The 16,637-nt window shown below is 71.8% G+C and carries 18 protein-coding genes; 8 read left to right on the top strand and 10 right to left on the bottom strand.

Annotated features, from left to right (window positions below; genetic code table 11):
- Window positions 1-75: 75 nt before the first annotated feature.
- The 6 genes from ACIBBB_RS27485 to ACIBBB_RS27460 all read left to right on the top strand — a co-directional run bounded on the left by ACIBBB_RS27485 (window position 76) and on the right by ACIBBB_RS27460 (window position 4,788).
- On the top strand, window positions 76-744 hold the full coding sequence (locus tag ACIBBB_RS27485; protein WP_398986523.1) for an amino acid ABC transporter permease: 669 nt from the start codon (window positions 76-78) through the stop codon (window positions 742-744).
- Window positions 741-1,685: an amino acid ABC transporter permease gene (locus tag ACIBBB_RS27480; protein WP_398986521.1), complete on the top strand. Its 945-nt coding sequence runs from the start codon at window positions 741-743 to the stop codon at window positions 1,683-1,685. Before ACIBBB_RS27485 ends, ACIBBB_RS27480 begins: the two co-directional genes overlap by 4 nt.
- Window positions 1,686-1,859: 174 nt before the next feature.
- Entirely contained in the window at window positions 1,860-3,569 is a 1,710-nt protein-coding gene (locus ACIBBB_RS27475) for an FAD-dependent monooxygenase (RefSeq protein WP_398986519.1), read from the top strand.
- A gap of 72 nt (window positions 3,570-3,641) precedes the next feature.
- Window positions 3,642-3,689: a hypothetical protein gene (locus ACIBBB_RS27470; protein ID WP_309506048.1), complete on the top strand. Its 48-nt coding sequence runs from the start codon at window positions 3,642-3,644 to the stop codon at window positions 3,687-3,689.
- Between the two features lie 74 nt (window positions 3,690-3,763).
- Window positions 3,764-4,357: a cysteine dioxygenase gene (locus tag ACIBBB_RS27465; RefSeq protein WP_398986517.1), complete on the top strand. Its 594-nt coding sequence runs from the start codon at window positions 3,764-3,766 to the stop codon at window positions 4,355-4,357.
- The gene (locus ACIBBB_RS27460) at window positions 4,354-4,788 is read left to right on the top strand and encodes a rhodanese-like domain-containing protein (protein WP_398986515.1); all 435 of its coding nucleotides are present in this window, start codon (window positions 4,354-4,356) and stop codon (window positions 4,786-4,788) included. Before ACIBBB_RS27465 ends, ACIBBB_RS27460 begins: the two co-directional genes overlap by 4 nt.
- 215 nt (window positions 4,789-5,003) lie before the next feature.
- Here the strand turns inward: ACIBBB_RS27460 and recX are convergent, their stop codons facing one another.
- The 5 genes from recX to ACIBBB_RS27435 all read right to left on the bottom strand — a co-directional run bounded on the left by recX (window position 5,004) and on the right by ACIBBB_RS27435 (window position 10,556).
- Window positions 5,004-5,588, bottom strand: a complete 585-nt coding sequence (gene recX / locus ACIBBB_RS27455; protein WP_398986513.1) for a recombination regulator RecX — start codon at window positions 5,586-5,588, stop codon at window positions 5,004-5,006.
- 9 nt (window positions 5,589-5,597) lie between these two features.
- Complete coding sequence (gene recA, locus ACIBBB_RS27450) at window positions 5,598-6,737, bottom strand: recombinase RecA (RefSeq protein ID WP_398986511.1); 1,140 nt, start codon at window positions 6,735-6,737, stop codon at window positions 5,598-5,600.
- A 205-nt stretch (window positions 6,738-6,942) separates the two neighbouring features.
- The gene (locus tag ACIBBB_RS27445) at window positions 6,943-7,179 is read right to left on the bottom strand and encodes a dihydrofolate reductase family protein (protein WP_398986509.1); all 237 of its coding nucleotides are present in this window, start codon (window positions 7,177-7,179) and stop codon (window positions 6,943-6,945) included.
- A 42-nt stretch (window positions 7,180-7,221) separates the two neighbouring features.
- Complete coding sequence (locus tag ACIBBB_RS27440; protein WP_398986508.1) at window positions 7,222-9,783, bottom strand: FtsX-like permease family protein; 2,562 nt, start codon at window positions 9,781-9,783, stop codon at window positions 7,222-7,224.
- Window positions 9,777-10,556 (bottom strand): ABC transporter ATP-binding protein, encoded by a 780-nt coding sequence (locus ACIBBB_RS27435; protein WP_398986871.1) that lies wholly within the window; start codon window positions 10,554-10,556, stop codon window positions 9,777-9,779. The genes ACIBBB_RS27440 and ACIBBB_RS27435 overlap by 7 nt, the downstream gene beginning before the upstream one ends.
- 195 nt (window positions 10,557-10,751) lie before the next feature.
- On the opposite strand from ACIBBB_RS27435, the gene ACIBBB_RS27430 reads away from it, so the two are divergent.
- Together ACIBBB_RS27430 and ACIBBB_RS27425 are read left to right on the top strand one after the other, a co-directional pair.
- A complete protein-coding gene (locus ACIBBB_RS27430; protein WP_398986506.1) occupies window positions 10,752-12,101 on the top strand; it encodes a sensor histidine kinase in 1,350 nt (449 codons plus the stop codon).
- Window positions 12,101-12,745 (top strand): response regulator, encoded by a 645-nt coding sequence (locus ACIBBB_RS27425; RefSeq protein ID WP_398986503.1) that lies wholly within the window; start codon window positions 12,101-12,103, stop codon window positions 12,743-12,745. Before ACIBBB_RS27430 ends, ACIBBB_RS27425 begins: the two co-directional genes overlap by 1 nt.
- 19 nt (window positions 12,746-12,764) lie before the next feature.
- Here ACIBBB_RS27425 and ACIBBB_RS27420 read toward each other — a convergent pair whose 3' ends face one another.
- The 5 genes from ACIBBB_RS27420 to ACIBBB_RS27400 all read right to left on the bottom strand — a co-directional run bounded on the left by ACIBBB_RS27420 (window position 12,765) and on the right by ACIBBB_RS27400 (window position 16,569).
- Window positions 12,765-13,937 carry an AI-2E family transporter gene (locus ACIBBB_RS27420; RefSeq protein ID WP_398986501.1) on the bottom strand — a complete coding sequence of 391 codons (1,173 nt, stop codon included), beginning with the start codon at window positions 13,935-13,937 and terminating at the stop codon, window positions 12,765-12,767.
- A gap of 118 nt (window positions 13,938-14,055) precedes the next feature.
- Complete coding sequence (locus ACIBBB_RS27415; RefSeq protein ID WP_329380739.1) at window positions 14,056-14,250, bottom strand: DUF3046 domain-containing protein; 195 nt, start codon at window positions 14,248-14,250, stop codon at window positions 14,056-14,058.
- Window positions 14,251-14,418: 168 nt separating this feature from the next.
- A complete protein-coding gene (locus ACIBBB_RS27410) occupies window positions 14,419-14,730 on the bottom strand; it encodes an AzlD domain-containing protein (protein ID WP_398986499.1) in 312 nt (103 codons plus the stop codon).
- Window positions 14,727-15,467 carry an AzlC family ABC transporter permease gene (locus tag ACIBBB_RS27405; RefSeq protein ID WP_398986869.1) on the bottom strand — a complete coding sequence of 247 codons (741 nt, stop codon included), beginning with the start codon at window positions 15,465-15,467 and terminating at the stop codon, window positions 14,727-14,729. The genes ACIBBB_RS27410 and ACIBBB_RS27405 overlap by 4 nt, the downstream gene beginning before the upstream one ends.
- Window positions 15,468-15,618: 151 nt before the next feature.
- Window positions 15,619-16,569, bottom strand: a complete 951-nt coding sequence (locus ACIBBB_RS27400) for a LysR family transcriptional regulator (RefSeq protein ID WP_398986497.1) — start codon at window positions 16,567-16,569, stop codon at window positions 15,619-15,621.
- Window positions 16,570-16,637 lie beyond the last annotated feature (68 nt).

Genomic DNA, 16,637 nt, shown 5'->3' with positions numbered 1-16,637 from the left:
ACGGCGCAGATGTGGCGCGCCGCCCCCTGAGGGTGGCGCGCCACGCCATCAACAAACGCGAGAGCGCGGGAGATCGTGTTCGACTTTCTTGAAGGTTACGACCTGCTCGGGGCGTTCTGGGTAACGGTGCAGCTCGCCGTCTTCTCCGGAATCGGCTCCCTCATCCTGGGCACCATACTTGCCGCGATGCGGGTGAGCCCGGTTCCGCTGATGCGCGGATTCGGCACGGTGTACGTCAACGTCGTCCGGAACATTCCGCTCACCGTCATCATCGTCTTCTCCTCCCTCGGTCTCGCCGACATCTTCGGCATCACGCTGGGGGCGGCCGACGACTTCGACGCCCTGAGTTTCCGGCTGGCCATTCTCGGACTGACCGTCTATACGGCCGCGTTCGTCTGTGAGGCCATCCGGTCCGGCATCAACACGGTGCCCGTCGGGCAGGCGGAGGCCGCGCGGGCCATCGGACTGAACTTCACCCAGGTCCTGTGGCTCATAGTCCTTCCCCAGGCGTTCCGCTCCGTCATCGGACCCCTCACGAACGTACTGATCGCCCTGACGAAGAACACGACGGTGGCCGCGGCCATCGGTGTGGCCGAAGCGGCCCTCCTGATGAAGGAGATGATCGAGAACGAGTCGCAACTCATCCTCATCTCGGCGATCTTCGCCTTCGGGTTCGTGGTCCTGACTCTGCCGACCGGTCTCATCCTCGGCTGGGTCGCCAAGCGAGTGGCGGTGAAGCGATGACTTCCGTTCTGTACGACGCGCCGGGCCCCGGCGCCAAGCGGCGCAACATCGTGTACACGGTGCTGTTCCTGATAGTCCTCGGCCTCGGCGTGTGGTGGGTCTACTCCGCCATGGACGACAAGGGACAACTGGAGTGGGCGAAGTGGAGCCCCTTCACCGAGTCGCAGGCGTGGACGACGTATCTGCTGCCGGGCCTCGCCAACACCGTCAAGGCCGCGGCCCTCGCGCTGGTCATCGCGCTGCCGCTCGGAGCTCTCTTCGGTATCGCGCGGCTCTCCGACCACCGGTGGGTCAGGATTCCGGCCGGTGTGGTCGTCGAGTTCTTCCGCGCGATCCCGGTGCTGATCCTCATGGTGTTCGCGAACCAGTTCTACGCGACGTCCACCGACATCAGTACGGAGATGCGTCCGCTGTACGCGGTCGTCACCGGCCTCGTGCTCTACAACGCGTCCGTGCTGGCCGAGGTAGTCCGCGCGGGCATCCTGTCGCTGCCCAGGGGGCAGACGGAGGCGGCCAAGGCGATCGGTCTGCGCAAGGGCCAGACGATGCGGAGCATCCTGCTGCCGCAGTCGGTGACCGCGATGCTGCCCGCGCTCGTGAGCCAGCTCGTCGTGATCGTGAAGGACACCGCGCTCGGCGGCGCGCTGCTCAGCTTCACCGAGCTGCTCAACGCCCGGAAGACGCTCGCCGCGAACTACTCGAACGTCATCCCGAGCTTCATCGTCGTCGCGGTGATCTTCATCGTGCTGAACCTCCTGCTCACGACGTTCGCGTCCTGGCTGGAGAAGCGGCTGCGGCGGGCCAAGAGGAGCACCGGTGCGGTGCTGACCGGCGAGGCCATGGAGGACCTGACCGCCACGGGTACGCCGGAAAGGCTCTCGGACGTCCGCAAGACGGACGGCGGGAGCGGCCGGGGTGGCGGGAGCGGCGCGGTTCCCTAGCCGTGACGGTCCCGGAAACGGGGCCGATGGACTCGACGGAGGCAGCGGCGCGCGGCGTCGCTGCCTCCGTCACTTGACGCAAGCACCCGCAGTAGGTTGCATACGTTCTGTGATCGCTCTCCGGGTTCCAACCGCCAATCGCCACCTGACCGTACGGGCCGGAGGGGTCGCGCCGTGGACCCGGTGATCGTCGTCGGCGCGGGCCCCGTGGGGCTCGCGCTCTCGCTCTGTCTCGCCACCCAGGGCGTTCCCGTCGTCGTGCTGGACGAGGGGGTGGGCAAGGACGATCCGCGCCCGGCCCGTACGGCGGTGCTGCGGCCCGACACCGCCGCTCTGATGGCGCGGCTGGGCTGCTCCACGCTCCGTGACGAAGGCGCCTGGTGGGTCGGTTGGCGCCAGTTGAGGCGCAAGCAGCAGATGCGGCAGCTGCCGCTCGGTGATGCCGACGAGGTGGGCGGCGCGAGCGGGGCGGGTGGTGCGGGTGCCGGCCCGGGGGGTGCCGGTTCGGGCGGCGCCGGCGACGGAGACCGTGCCGAGGCGGTGTTCCCCTCACCGTTACACCTCCCCCAGCACGCCCTCACCCGCGGCCTCAGGGACGCCGTGGCGCGCCACGACCTCGTACGGCTGGTGACGGACAGCCGGCTCGACTCGCTGGAGCAGGACGCGCGGGGCGTCACGGTGCACACGCGCGGCCCCGGGGCGACCTGGTGGCGGGGAAGCCATGTGGTGGGCTGCGACGGCGCCAGGTCGACCGTCCGCAAGCTCCTGGGCGTCCGTTTCCCGGGCCGTACCGCGGTGGAGCGGCACGCGGTCGCCGCGCTCCGCGTCGAACTGCCCTGGCCCGGCGAGGCCGTGCTGCACCGTCAGCCGCCCTGGCGGGGCGGCGGCCAGGAGGTGGCCGCCAGGCCGCTCGCCGGTGGTGTGTGGCGGCTGGACTGGCTGCTGCCCGCCCGGGGCGAGCTGGTCACGCCGGAGGCGCTGCTGACGCGGGTACGGGACACCCTGGCCGGGTGGTGCGGCGAGACACCGCCGTACGACCTGCTCGACACCGGTGTGTACACGCTGCACCACCGGCTCGCGCGGCGCTGGCGCGTCGGGAGGGCCTTCCTCGCGGGTGACGCCGCGCATCTGCTGGGCGCGCTCGGCACGCAGGGCCTGGACGAGGGGCTGCGGGACGCCGACAACCTGGGCTGGAAGCTGGCGCACGCCTGGCACCACGGGGCGTCGGAGACGCTGCTGGACAGCTACCAGGCGGAACGCCGGACCGCGGTCGCCGCCCGGCTGCGCGCGGCGGACCAGTCGCTGACGATACTTCGCAGCGGTGGGGGGTTGCGTACGTATCTGGGCAGCTCGCGCGGCCACGACGCGCTGCTCGCCGACGGGCATCTGGGGCACGGGCCGCTGGGCGCGCCCCCCGCGTACCCGCACTCCCCCCTGGCGCCTCCGTACACCGAGGCGCACACGACGGTCGACACCCGGACGGGGGCGCCCGTCGACGACGTGCTCGTGACGGCGCCCGACGGCATGACGGTACGGCTGCGGGACCGGCTCGGCAGGGGCAGCATGCTGGTGGTGCTGGTCGCGCCGGGGACGGGCGTGTGGGACCGGCGGCACTGGCTGACCGCGGGCGTGATGCCTCGGCTCGCCGAGGCCGTGGCGGCGCTGCCGACACCGGCCGAGCTGCTGGTCACCGAGAGCTATCCCGGGGCGTCCGCGCACTCGGTGCTGCTCGTACGGCCCGACGGGCATCTGGTCGCGGCCTTCGGCGGAGTGCGTCCCGACGAGCTGTACGCGGCGGCCGACGCCGCACGTGGGGGTGCGCCTGAGCCCTCTCCGGCTAAAGATCACTCCGACCGTGCGGATCGGACCGCGAACATCAATTGACCGTCGCGGTGATCACATGGTGTACTCCGGAGCGTGACTGACACGGATGTGCGCCTGTGGCGGAGGGTCCATATGGACCTGGTCCGCTATGCGGGCTGCGTGTGTCGTCCGTCCTGCTGAATTCGCCCCCTCTCGTAGCGCTCGTCGTGTCGGTACATGACGGCGCACCTCCGCGAACTTCCAGGACGGTCTTCATGTCTCCCTCTCTCGACACCCCCGCGCCCGCTTCTCCGTCGTCAACTGCCGTTGCTCCCGGGGCTGTTGACTCCCCCGGTCCGGCACCCGCGGCCTCGGGCGCTCCCACCCAGGCCGAACTGCTGGCCTTCGTCCGGCGTACGGCGGCCGACGCCGAGCTTGTCTCCACCCTCCCCCTCGACCCCGAGGGCCGTACCTGGATCCGCCTCGAAGGCCCCGCCGGCAGCGAAGCGTGGATCATCGGCTGGCCGCCCGGCACGGGGACCGGCTGGCACGACCACGGTGGCTCGTACGGCGCCTTCGCCACGGCGGGAGGAGCCCTCCAGGAGGACTCGCTGGCCGCCCGGCTGCCGACCGAGGGCTGGAAGACGCTGGAGCTGGCCGAAGGGGTCGACCGGGCGCGGAAGTTGACGAAGGGCGACGCCCGGGCGTTCGGCAGCCACCATGTGCACGAGGTGCGCAACGAGTCGGGCTCGGAGCACGCCGTCTCGGTGCACGCCTACTACCCTCCGCTGCCGCTGATGCGCCGCTACAGCCGCACCGGCGCGGTCCTCCGCCTTGAGCAGGTCGAGCGTCCGCAGGAGTGGCAGTGAGCGGCGGGCCGGGCGAGCAGCCGGCGCGGGGCCCGGCCGGCATACCTGCGGCGCCGGTGGGGATCGACGAACTGCTCGACCGGGTACGCGAGGGGCTCGACCGGGTCGAACCGCGCGAGGCCTTCGCCGCCGCCGAGGACGGCGCGCTGCTGGTCGACATCCGGTACGCGGAGCTGCGGGAGCGCGACGGGCTGATCCCCGGAGCGCTGGTGGTGGAGCGCAACGAGCTGGAGTGGCGCCTGGACCCGCAGGGCAGTCACCGGGCGGCGCAGGCCACCAGCCACGATCTGCGCGTCGTGGTGATCTGCAACGAGGGCTACGCGTCGAGTCTCGCGGCGGTCTCCTTGCGCCAGTTGGGGCTGCACCGCGCGACGGACCTCGTCGGCGGCTTCCAGGCGTGGAAGACGGAAGGCCTGCCGGTCTCGCACTGAGCCGGTCGGCCGACCGGACGGGCCTGCTCGGCCGGACAGGCTTTGGCCCGCGCCGTTGACGATCCGTCGCATACGGCGGGCTCCGTACGGTCCGGTCAGCCGTGCCCTTGTATCCCCCGTGGCACCCGCTGCCGGTCTGCCAGAGCCGGTCTGTCAGGCCGCCCCCGAGCCCCGAGCCCGGCCGCCCCCGCGCGGGCCGGGCGGCTCCCCGGACCTCAGTAGATGCCCTCTTCGTCCAGTCCCTCCGTGTCCTCGCCCTCCGCCTCCAGCGCCTGTTTGACCACCCGCATGGCCAGGCCCTGCGGGTATCCCTTGCGGGCCAGCATGCCCGCGAGTCTGCGCACCCTCCTGTCCCGCTCCATGCCGCGGGTGGAGCGGAGTCTGCGGGCGACCAACTCCCGTGCGGTCGCCTCCTCCTGATCGGAGTCGAGCTGCCCCACCGCCTCGTCGATCAGGTCGGAGTCCACCCCCTTGGTGCGCAGTTCACGCGCCAGGGCACGCCGGGCCAGGCCCCGGCCGTGGTGCCGGGACTCCACCCACGCGTCGGCGAACGCCGCGTCGTTGATCAGTCCCACGTCTTCGAAGCGGGAGAGGACTTCCGCCGCGACATCTGCGGGGATCTCGCGCTTCTCCAACACGTCCGCCAGCTGTTTCCGGGTGCGAGGGGTCCCGGTGAGCAGGCGCAGACAGATCCCCCGCGCCCGCTCCGCCGGATCCTGGGGCGGCAGCTCCTTCTCGGCCCTCGACGAGTCGGGGCTGCCGCCCGGCTGTTCAGTTCGCCGCCTCTTCGCATAAGGCACGGCGCCGAACTAGCTCTTTACCGCCGCCGCCTTGGCCGACTTGGCCTTGGTGGCGGGAGCGGGCACCGTCTTGGCCGTGTCACCGGCCGGGGCGCCGGCGGCGGCAGGGCCACCGGCCGCAGCCGCTCCGGGCTCGGCCGCAGGCACCTCCGGCTTGACGCCGACACCCAGCTTCTCCAGGATCTTCTTCTCGATCTCGTCGGCGAGATCGGGGTTGTCCTTGAGGAAGTTGCGGGCGTTCTCCTTGCCCTGGCCGAGCTGGTCGCCCTCGTACGTGTACCAGGCACCGGCCTTGCGGACGAAGCCCTCATCCACGCCCATGTCGATCAGACCGCCCTCGCGGCTGATCCCATGGCCGTAGAGGATGTCGAACTCGGCCTGTTTGAAGGGCGGAGCGACCTTGTTCTTGACGACCTTGACGCGGGTGCGGTTGCCGACTGCGTCGGTGCCGTCCTTCAGCGTCTCGATACGACGGATGTCGAGCCGCACCGAGGCGTAGAACTTGAGCGCCCGGCCACCGGTCGTGGTCTCCGGCGAGCCGAACATCACGCCGATCTTCTCGCGGAGCTGGTTGATGAAGATGGCCGTGGTCTTGGACTGGTTGAGCGCACTGGTGATCTTCCGGAGCGCCTGGCTCATCAGCCGCGCCTGAAGACCCACGTGCGAGTCGCCCATCTCGCCCTCGATCTCCGCGCGCGGCACCAGGGCCGCGACGGAGTCGATGACGATGAGATCGAGCGCCCCGGAGCGGACCAGCATGTCCACGATCTCCAGGGCCTGCTCGCCGTTGTCCGGCTGGGACAGCAGCAGGTTGTCGATGTCGACGCCGAGCTTCTTCGCGTACTCCGGGTCGAGGGCGTGCTCGGCGTCCACGAAGGCAACCGTGCCGCCCGCCCGCTGGGCGTTCGCCACCGCGTGCAGCGTCAGCGTCGTCTTGCCGGAGGACTCCGGCCCGTACACCTCCACCACGCGGCCACGCGGGATGCCGCCGACTCCGAGCGCGACGTCGAGTGCGGTCGATCCGGTGGGGATGACCTCGATGGGCTCGTTCGGCCGCTCGCCGAGGCGCATCACCGCGCCCTTGCCGAATTGCCGTTCAATTTGGGCGAGAGCGGCGTCCAGCGCCTTCTCGCGGTCGGATCCTGCCATGGGTTCCACCCGATTTGCTTGTGTCGATCGCTTCACATCGAAGACGCTATCCCCTGCCACTGACAATGGGCCTCGACGTCCTCCCGGCCTGTGGATAACTCCCGGCTCCCGGAACCCCGACCAACCGGCCGCACCCCATAAGAACGCCTGTTCGATTTTGGTGTCAAGCACCTCTCGCGGGCGTGTCGCCGAGCGGCCCGCGGGGCTACGCCGTCCGGTAGCGCAGCAGCACGACACCCGAGGTGAACGGCAGGCTCTGGACCAGCCGCAGCCTCGGCACGTCGGCGGCGTCGGCGAACAGCCGCCGGCCGTGCCCGAGGACCACCGGATACACGAACAGCCGGTGCTCGTCGACCAGTCCGGCCGCGACGAGTTCCCGGGCCGGCGTCACACTCCCCGTGGTCACGATGGCTCTGCCCGGTCGGTTGTCGTCGTCCGTCACTGACGACCCCCGCGCCCGGCCGAACTCATCGCGGCGGCGCGGTTACTCGCGCGTCCCCGCGACCTCGACCGGCCTTGTGCGCAGCGCCGCCAGTGCCGGTAGGACGGCGGCCACCACCGCCAGTACGGCGCTCGCCGCCACCATCGCTCCCAGATTCCCCCAGGGCACGACCAGGGGCGACCGGACGGAGAGCAGCGCGAGGGCGCCTCGCAGACCGAGGAGATTCAGGCCGGCCACGGCGGCGCCGAGGAGAGAGCCCACGGCCACGACCACCAGGGCCTCGGCTGCGACGAGGCGGAGCACCTGGGGCTTGGTCGCGCCGGTCAGCCGGAGCACCGCGAGGTCTCCCACCCGGTCGGAGGCCGCCATGACCAGGGTGTTCACCAGCGCGATCCCGGTGTAGAGCAGGGCGATCCCCAGAATCAGCAGCATTCCCAGACGGGTGCTCTCGCTGGAGCGGGGGTGGCTCCGCTCCAGCCACGCGTCCTTCGTGAGGACAGCCGTTCCCGTCGCCCGGCCCGCCTCGCGCAGTGCGGCGTCGACCGCGGCGGCGTCCGCGCCGTCCCGGAGCTTGATGTCGACGCGGTCGACTGTGGCGCCCGGGGCGTTGCGCGGGGTCACGTACACACCGTTGTCGCCGGTGCCGGTCCGGAGCACCGCCACGACCCGCAGAGTCACCTCCCGGCCGTCGCCCAGCCAGACCTTCACCCGCTGCCCGACCGTCCGTTCCCGCCACTCCTCGTTGACGACGATGCCGCCGTCGTCGAGATCGGCCACCCGGCCGGATGCCACGGGGAGCCGGGACACCGCCGCGAGACCGGCCCGGTCCACGGCTCTGGCCTCGGACGTCACGAGGGCCACGTCCTCTTCGAGGACGGTGACGGCGGTGGAGCGGGAGGCACTCACGGCCGTGCCGGGGATGCTCCGCGCCCGCGTCACGAACGCGTCGGGCAGCGCGCCCTCCTCGCCCGGCGGCGCCGCCACGTAGTCGGCGCTCGTCTGCGCCGCGGCCTCGCTGGACTTGGCCTCGCTGATCGTCGCCGTCGTACCCAGGAGTGAGGCGGCGAGCGCGACAGTGATCAGTACGGGAGCGGCGACGGCCGCCGTACGGCGCACCCCGGAGGCCGCGTTCTCCCGCGCCAGCAGACCGGTGGCGCCCGGCAGCCGGGCCGGGAGCCACGTGACGAGCCTGACCAGCGGCGGCACGAGCACGGGCGCGTACAGGGCGAAGCCGACGATCAGCAGCATCGGCCGGGTGATGTAGGTCTTCCTCTTGAGGGCTTCGCCGGGATCGGTGGCCAGCGACCATACGAGCAGTCCCAGGCCCGCCAGCAGGACGAGGGCTCCGAGCAGCCGGCGGCTCGGGGGCATCGCTCCGCTGTCGACCGCGGCCTCACGGAGCGCCTCGGTGGGCTTGATCCGTCCCGCCCGCCAGGAGGACGTCAGCACGCCGGCCATCGCCACGCACAAGCCCGTCCAGAAGGCGGCGTGCAGCGGCCAGGTCTGGTCGCCGATCGCGAACCAGGCCGGTGCGATGCCGTTGTCGACCAGCCACGCGGCGAGCGGCGGCGCGCCCACGTCGCCGAGCAGGCAGCCCGCGGCCGCGGCCGGTACGGCGACGATGACCGCCTCGGCGAACACCGTCCGCCGTATCTGTCGGGGAGTGGCGCCCGCCGTACGGAGCAGACCGAACTCGCGTCTGCGCTGGGCCACGGCGAAGGCGAAAGTCGACGCCACCACGAAGACGGAGACGAAGCAGGTGATGCCCGCCGCCGTGCCCAGCAGCGCGTTGACCGCGACCAGTGCCTCGCGGTCGCGGTCCGGGTCGGGATCGGCCTTGCGCCGTTCGTCACCGGTCAGGACATCGAACTCGGACCCGCTGCCTGCCTTGGCGTCGGTGGCCTGGGCGGCGTTCGCCCGTACGGCCTTCCGTACGGCCGCCGCGTCCGCGTGCACCACCAACGCGTCGATACGGGGCGAGAGTTGGGCGGCTTCGGCGTCGGTGAAGAACACGGGGTTCTCGAAGTCCGTCGCGCCGACGGTGCCGACCACGGTGCGGCTGCCGGCCCCGGGCGAGGTCACGACCTCCACCCGGTCGCCGACCTCCACGCCACCGCCGGACCGGACCTGCGTGCCGGGCTCAGCGGCGACGACGACCTCCTCGGACGTCGCGGGCGCGCGACCGTCCGTGAGCCGGTACGGCGTGGCCGCCGCGACCGACCACGGATGCCCGACCGCGCCCGCCCCGTCCCCACCACCGCCACCTCCCAAGGAGGCGTCGGCGAACGACACCGGGAACGTCCGGTCCTCGACCGTACGGCCGAGCCGTGCGAGTTCGGCGGCCAGGCCGTCCGGCACCGCCCGCGGATCGGCGAGCCGCTGCGTACGCTCGCCGATCGGCGTGGAGACCCGCAGGGTGTCGGATGCCCTGACCACCACCGGGGCCGCGGCGAAGCGCTCCGGTCCCCGGTGCGGGGCGTGGAACGTGGCCGCCAGCGCGAGCCCGGTGGCGGCGATGAGTCCCACGCCCAGGGCGAGTGCGACGAACGACCCGGTGAAGGTGATCCAGCGGGCCCGCATGCCCTGGAGCGTCAGCCTCAGCACGGGGCCACCGCCAGGGCGGTCATCCGCTCGGCGACCCGCTCCGCGGTCGGGGAGTCGAGAGCGCCCCGTACGCTGCCGTCCGCCAGGAAGAGCACCCGGTCCGCGTACGACGCCGCCATCGGGTCGTGCGTCACCATGATCACTGTCTGGCCCCCGTCGACCATGCCGCGCAGCAGGGTCAGGACCTCCTGGCCCGTCCGGGAGTCCAGCGCCCCCGTCGGTTCGTCGCCGAAGAGCACGTCGGGGCGGGTGACGAGCGCCCTGGCGAGCGCCACACGCTGCTGCTGGCCGCCGGAGAGCTCGCTCGGCCGGTGCCCCGCGCGGTCGCGCAGCCCCACCCGCTCCAGCACGTCGAGAACGGCGCCCCGTCTCGGTCGCCGGCCGGCCAGGCGCAGCGGGAGCGCCACATTCTGTTCGGCGCTGAGCGAGGGGAGCAGGTTGAACGCCTGGAAGACGAAGCCGATGCGTTCGCGCCGCAGCAGGGTCAGTCTCTTCTCGCTGAGCGAGGTCAGGTCGCGGTCCCCGAGCATCACGGTCCCGCTGGTGGGCCGGTCCAGTCCGGCCGCGCACTGGAGCAGGGTGGACTTGCCGGAGCCGGAGGGCCCCATGACGGCGGTGAAAGTGCCCTTGGGTATGTCGAGGGTGACCCGGTCGAGTGCGGTCACCGCCGCCGCGCCCTTCCCGTAGGACCGGGTGACCGAAGTGAGCCGGACCGCGACATCCTTCGTAAGGATGCCGTCCCGGGCGTTGTCGTGGGCGGCGATATTGGTCATGTCCTTCATGACGATCACTCAAGCCCCGCCGGACGCCGCGCACATCACAGCAGGACGCCATGCCCGTGGTGGAGCTGTCTCCACCCCTCAGGACACCCCCGCGAGGTGCCACGGGGCAGGTGGGGGCTACGTACGGGGCGAAAGGTGGAGCCAGCTGGGTGGTCGCCCCGTACGGCGCCCGCCTACCGTGCGTCCATGCACTCCCCCAGCCTCTGGCAGGCGCTCCGGGCGCCCCGTTACCTCCTCGGCAGATGGCCGTGGCGCTCCGCGGCGTACCTGTTGAGCGGCGTGCTCGTCGGCGCCGCGACCCTGGTCTCGCTGCTCCTGCTGGCGGTCGCGGGCGGCGCGCTGGCGGTGGTCCTCATCGGACTTCCGCTGCTGTTGATGTTCGTCCTCGCGGGTATCCCGCTGGCCGCGCTGGAGCGTCGCCGGCTGCGGCTGATCGGTCCCGCCGTACTGTCCGATCCGCACCGCGAGCCGGACGGTACCGGCCTCGCCGCGTGGGTACGGGTCCGTCTCAAGGAGCCCGCCACGTGGCGGGAGTTGGGCTACGCGCTGCTGTTCGCGTTCGTGCTGTGGCCGCTGGAGGCGCTGGTCGTCGGGACGGTGCTGGTCGTCTGCGGCGGCCTGCTGGCCACGCCCGTCGTCCTGGCCACGGTCGGCGGGGGCGAGGAAGTCCGCGTACTGAAGATCTGGCTGGCCCACTCGTATCCGCAGGCTTTCGCGGCGGCGCTTGCCGGTGCGCTCCTGCTGCCCGTGCTCGCCTATCCGCTGGGGGTGGTGGCCGCCGGGCGTGCGGCGCTGACCAGACAGCTGCTGTTGTCCCGTGAGGCCGCCGTCGATTCCCGGATCCAGGAGCTGGGCCGTTCCCGGATGCGGCTGGTGGATGCCTTCGAGGCGGAACGCCGCCGGATCGAGCGCGATCTCCACGACGGTGCGCAGCAGCGCCTGGTGGCCCTGTCGATGACGCTCGGCCTGGCGAGGCTGGAGAACCCCGGTGAGCCTCTGGGCGGCCTCCTGGCCAAAGCACACGACGAGGCGGGCACCGCGCTGGTGGAGATCAGGGAGCTGATCCGGGGCATCCACCCGCAGGTGCTCACCGACCGGGGGCTGAAGGACGCCGTGGAGGACGTCGCCGACCGGTCGACGGTGCCGGTCGACGTACGGTTCGAGCTGTCGGGGCGGCTGCCCGAACCGGTCGAGACGGCGGCGTACTTCGCGGTCTCCGAGGCGCTCGCGAACGTCGCGAAGCACAGCGGGGCCGACCGCGCGGAGGTACGTGGTGAAATCGCCGGCGGCGAGCTGGTCGTGGAGGTCAGGGACGACGGGGCGGGCGGTGCGGACTTCTCAGGTGGCAGCGGCCTCCAGGGGGTCGCGGACCGAATCTCGGTGCTCGACGGCCACCTGCGGGTCTCCAGCCCCGCCGGCGGGCCCACCGTGTTCCGTGTACGGATCCCCTGCCCGCCCGGTGGCCCGCTCGCCGGCACCGCCGCGACCGCCGAACCACCCACCCCCGCCGCCACTCCCACCCGGACGAGGACCTGATGTCGCGCATCGTGCTGGCCGAGGACAGCGTGCTCCTGCGGGACGGCCTCCGGGGCCTCCTCGAACGCTTCGGGCACCAGGTCGTCGCCGAGGCCGGGACCGCCGACGAACTGACCGCCGCGGTGGCGGAGCACCGGCCCGACATCGTGGTGACGGACGTACGCATGCCGCCGGGGTTCTCCGACGAAGGGCTGCGCGCCGCGCTGGAGTTGCGTGAGCGGCAGCCGGAGCTGCCCATCCTCGTACTGAGCCAGTACGTGCAGCGCGCGTACGCCGAGGAACTGCTCGACTCCTCGGACGGCACCAGTGTCGGCTATCTGCTCAAGGAACGGATCGGGCACGTCGAGGAGTTCGTCGACGCCGTCCGCCGCGTCGCCGAGGGAGCCACGGTGGTGGACCCCGAGGTCGTACGGCAGCTGCTCAGGCACCGGCGGGATCCTCTGTCGAGGCTGACGCCGCGCGAACAGGAAGTACTGGCGCTGATGGCGGAGGGCAGGTCCAACGCGGCCGTCGGCGCGGCGCTGCACGTCAGCGAAGGGACGGTGAGCAAGCACTTCGGCAGCATCCTCACCAAACTCGACCTCTCACTGACGGACGCGACGAACCGCCGCGTCCTGGCCGTGCTCGCCTACCTGCGCGGCTGAGTCCCGCCGGAAAGGCCCTTCAGGGACGTCGGGCGCCGCCGTCCGCGCGGGGCGGCGGCACGCGCGGGCTGACGCGTCGCAGCGGGCTGCGACGCAGTGCCCGCCGCATCCGCGCCAGCGTGCGCCCGCTGCCACGGCGCCGGTGCCCGTGCACGCGCGGGTCGTCCGTCACGTCGTAACGCTTCACGTACGCCCCGAGGAAGGCCTGGAGCGTCGCCACCGCGGGGATGGCGATCAGCGCGCCGACGGCGCCGAGCAGCGCCGTACCGGCGACGACCGAGCCGAAGGCCACGGCGGGGTGGATGTCGACCGTCCTGGCGGTGAGTTTGGGCTGGAGGACGTAGTTCTCGAACTGCTGGTAGATCACGACGAATCCGAGCACCCACAGCGCGTACCACGGGGCCACCGTGAAGGCGATCAGGAACGGAAGGGCGCCGGCCAGATAGGTGCCGATGGTCGGCAGGAACTGCGAGACGAGACCCACCCAGACCGCGAGCACCGGCGCGTAGGGGATCCCGAGGATCTCCAGGAGGATGTAGTGCGCGACGCCGGAGATGAGGGCCATCAGCCCGCGCGAGTAGATGTAGCCGCCGGTCTTGTCGACCGCGATCTCCCAGGCGCGCAGCACCTCGGCCTGCTTGGCCGGCGGCAGGACGGAGCACACGGTGCGGCGCAGCCGCGGCCCGTCGGCGGCGAAGTAGAACGAGAACAGGAAGATCGTCAGGAGCCGGAAGAGGCCGCCGAGCACGGTGGTCGAGATGTCGAGCACGCCGCTCGCGCTGTTCTGGACGTATCTCTGGAGCCAGTCGGAGTGGAGCAGGCTGTCCTGGACGGCCACGCGCGACAGCTCGGTGCGGAAGTTCTGGTTGGTCCAGTTGATGAGGGAGTCGAGGTATTTGGGGAAGTCCTCGACGATCTCGATGATCTGCCCCGCGAGCATCGAGCCGAGCAGGACGACGAAACCGACGCTCGCGATCAGTACGGCGAAGAAGACCAGGAAGGTGGCGAGTCCGCGCCGTACGCCGTGCGACGCCATCCGGCTGACGGCCGGCTCGACCGCCAGGGCCAGGAAGAAGGCGATCAGGATGTTGATCAGCAGCGAGAGGAGCTGGTGGAAGGCCCAACTGCCGAGCTGGAAGCAGGCGACCAGTGTCAGCGCGAGCACCATGGCACGAGGCAGCCAGCGGGGCATGCGGGCCGCCCCGTCCCCGCCCCCCGCCGCGGGAGGGGGCGGCGGGGGAGATGACGGCTGGGGGTCCTGGGCTGTTTCGTCGGTCAGCGGCACAGGGCCAGTGTCGCGTACGCGTACCTCACCGTTTGTCGGCGGGCACTCCCATGGCGGTGCAGACCGCCCTCCAGACGTCCTTGGCCTCCCAGCCCGCGTCGAGGGCCTCGTGCACCGTACGGCCGCCCAGCTCCGCCATCACATGGTCGCGGGCGAAGGAGTCCGCGTACGCGGGGCCGAAGTGGTCCGCCATCCGTTCCCAGAAAATCGTCAACCGCATGACTCCAGTATCCAGCTCCTGAGAGTGCGGCTCGGGGCGGTGCGCCCCGCCCGGGGCGCTTCCTACGGCTGACGGCGCGGGCTCTCGGACGGTGGCGGTTCGCCGACGCTGCGCATGCACGGGCGAACCGTCGGCCGAACCGCGCGCACGGTGGCCGCGCGCACCCTGTCAGCCGCCGAGAGCGCGTACTCCGGCCGTCACCGCGACTGCCGCCGCGATGACGACCAGGAACGGGGCGCGCAGCACCAGCGCGAGCCCCGCCGCCGCGAGCCCGGCCACCCGTGCGTCCACGATCAGCGCGCCGTCGGTGCCGCCGAAAGCCTGCTGCGCCGTGAGAGCAGCCAGAAGCGCCACAGGCAGCAGTGCGGACAGCCGCTGGACGAGAGGGCGTTCCAGGACGCCCGCCGGTACGAGCAGCCCGAGCAGCTTGACGAGGTAGCAGCCGACCGCGGTCAGTCCGATGGCGATCCAGATACTCAACGGTCCGTCCCCTTCCGGTCGGTGGCCCTGTGGCCCTCGAACCAGAGCACGGCGGGGGCGGCGAGCGCGGCGACGAGCACCGGCACGCCGGCGGGGAGCAGCGGCAGGAAGCCGAGCCCGAGGACGACGGCAATGGCCGCGACGGCGCGCTCCGGCGTCGTCCGCAGCATGGGGGCGAGCAGGGCAAGGAAGACGGCGGGCCCGGCCGCGTCGAGCCCCCACGCGTCGGTGTCGCCGATGGCCTCGGCGCCGAGCGCCCCGAGCAGCGTGGTGAGGTTCCACAGCACATACAGGGTGAGTCCGGTGACGGTGAAGCCGAGGCGCGCGCCGCGCCGCGTGGGCTGCGCGAGCGCGACGGCCGTCGTCTCGTCGATGACCCACTGGGCTGCGAAGGGGCGTACGAAGCGTGGCAGCGCCAGCAGTTGGGACAGGCGCAGTCCGTAGAAGGTGTTACGTACGCCGAGGAAGAAGGCACCGGCAGCGGCGGTCAGGGGGTTGCCGCCCGCCGCCAGCGCGCCGACGAGCGCGAACTGCGAGGCGCCGGTGAACACCAGCAGGCTGAGCGCGCAGCTCTGTAGGAGGGTGAGGCCCGCCCCGGCGGAGGTCACGCCGAAGGCGAAGCCGGAGAGGCCGACGGCGATGCCGACGCCGAGCGCGTCGCGGACGACGGCCGAATCCGTTTTCGGCTCACCGCGGAGCCCGGCTCCCGACCCGGTAGGGGCAGCCGCGCCGACCACAGCGCCGGCGACACCCACGCCCGTACCGCTCCCGCCGTCGTTCCCGGCTCCCCCACTCGCCCCCGCGCCCGACCCGGCGGATATCCCCGCCGGTTCCGGCCCCACCGCCGATGCTGTCTGTTCTGCCACGTCTTCTGCCACGTCAGGGACGCTACGGGGCGGGCGCGGGCCCCGTCTTGTACGTTCTTGCGCGCCCCGTTCCACGCGCCGGCAGCCAGCCTTCCTCACGGGCGAGCCGACGCGCCGTGTGTACGAGCGCGGCCACCGCCTCCGGGGCGTCGCGCGGCCAGGCCAGTTGGAGTTCGACGGCCGGCAGCTCGTCGAGCAGCGGAACGGCGACCATGCTCGCGGGCAGATGCTCACGTAGCGGGCTCGGAAGGATCATGAAGTCCCGTCCGCTGAGCGCCGACCCCAGATTGCGCAGCCCCGGCAGCCGGTTCTCCCAGACGTCGAAGGTCTCCCCCGACGCGCCCAGGGCGGCCAGGACCCCGTCGTAGTAGCGCGGCGCGACGGCGCGTGGGAAGAACCGGAGCGTCTCGCCCCGTAGCTCCCGGAGGGCCACCGCGGGTCGCCCCGCGAGCGGATGTCCGACGTCGAGCACGGCGGTCAGCGGATCGCGCCGGATCGTGGCAGTGCGGTGACCGGACGGTATCTGCACCAGTCGGCCGAGGAGCACATCGATCTCGCGGTCGCGCAGGGCGGCGGTGAGCTCGGTGTCCCAGGCTTCTCTGGCCTCGACGTTGATCCCGGGATGGTGCTCGCGCATCGCGGCGAAGAGCTTGGGCATCTCGTCGAACGCCGTCGTGACCGTGTAGCCGATCCTTACGGTGCCCTTGCCGACGCCACCGATGAGCCGTACCCGCTCGACGGCCTGCTCCGTCTCCCGCAGGATTCGGCGGCACGACTCGACGAACACCAGGCCCGCCTCGGTCGGCCTGGTGGGCCGCCGGTGGAACAGCTGAACCCCCAACTCCCTTTCGAGGGAGCCGATCTGACGGCTCAACGGCGGCTGCGTCATATGGAGCACCTCGGCCGCGCCCTCGAAACCCCCCGCGTCGGCGATCGCGATCACGTACCGCATGAGCCGCAGGTCGACGGACATACCCGGAGAGTATCCGAGCATTCCCAACGGGTCAGCGCAGTCCGTCGACATCCCCGAGGCCCGGCTGT

The organism is Streptomyces sp. NPDC051217 (genome assembly GCF_044455465.1).
In the GTDB taxonomy this organism is placed as follows: Bacteria; Actinomycetota; Actinomycetes; order Streptomycetales; family Streptomycetaceae; genus Streptomyces.
The sequence above is the reverse complement of the archived record's forward strand: the minus strand, read 5'-3'. Positions and strand labels throughout refer to the sequence as shown.

Coding starts and splice junctions, on each gene's coding strand:
- ACIBBB_RS27480 (WP_398986521.1), top strand. CDS start 741: ATGACTTCCGTTCTGTACGACGCGCCGGGCCCCGGCGCCAAGCGGCGC.
- ACIBBB_RS27465 (WP_398986517.1), top strand. CDS start 3,764: ATGTCTCCCTCTCTCGACACCCCCGCGCCCGCTTCTCCGTCGTCAACT.
- recA (WP_398986511.1), bottom strand. CDS start 6,737: ATGGCAGGATCCGACCGCGAGAAGGCGCTGGACGCCGCTCTCGCCCAA.
- ACIBBB_RS27435 (WP_398986871.1), bottom strand. CDS start 10,556: ATGACCAATATCGCCGCCCACGACAACGCCCGGGACGGCATCCTTACG.
- ACIBBB_RS27430 (WP_398986506.1), top strand. CDS start 10,752: ATGCACTCCCCCAGCCTCTGGCAGGCGCTCCGGGCGCCCCGTTACCTC.
- ACIBBB_RS27425 (WP_398986503.1), top strand. CDS start 12,101: ATGTCGCGCATCGTGCTGGCCGAGGACAGCGTGCTCCTGCGGGACGGC.
- ACIBBB_RS27420 (WP_398986501.1), bottom strand. CDS start 13,937: ATGCCCCGCTGGCTGCCTCGTGCCATGGTGCTCGCGCTGACACTGGTC.
- ACIBBB_RS27415 (WP_329380739.1), bottom strand. CDS start 14,250: ATGCGGTTGACGATTTTCTGGGAACGGATGGCGGACCACTTCGGCCCC.
- ACIBBB_RS27400 (WP_398986497.1), bottom strand. CDS start 16,569: ATGTCCGTCGACCTGCGGCTCATGCGGTACGTGATCGCGATCGCCGAC.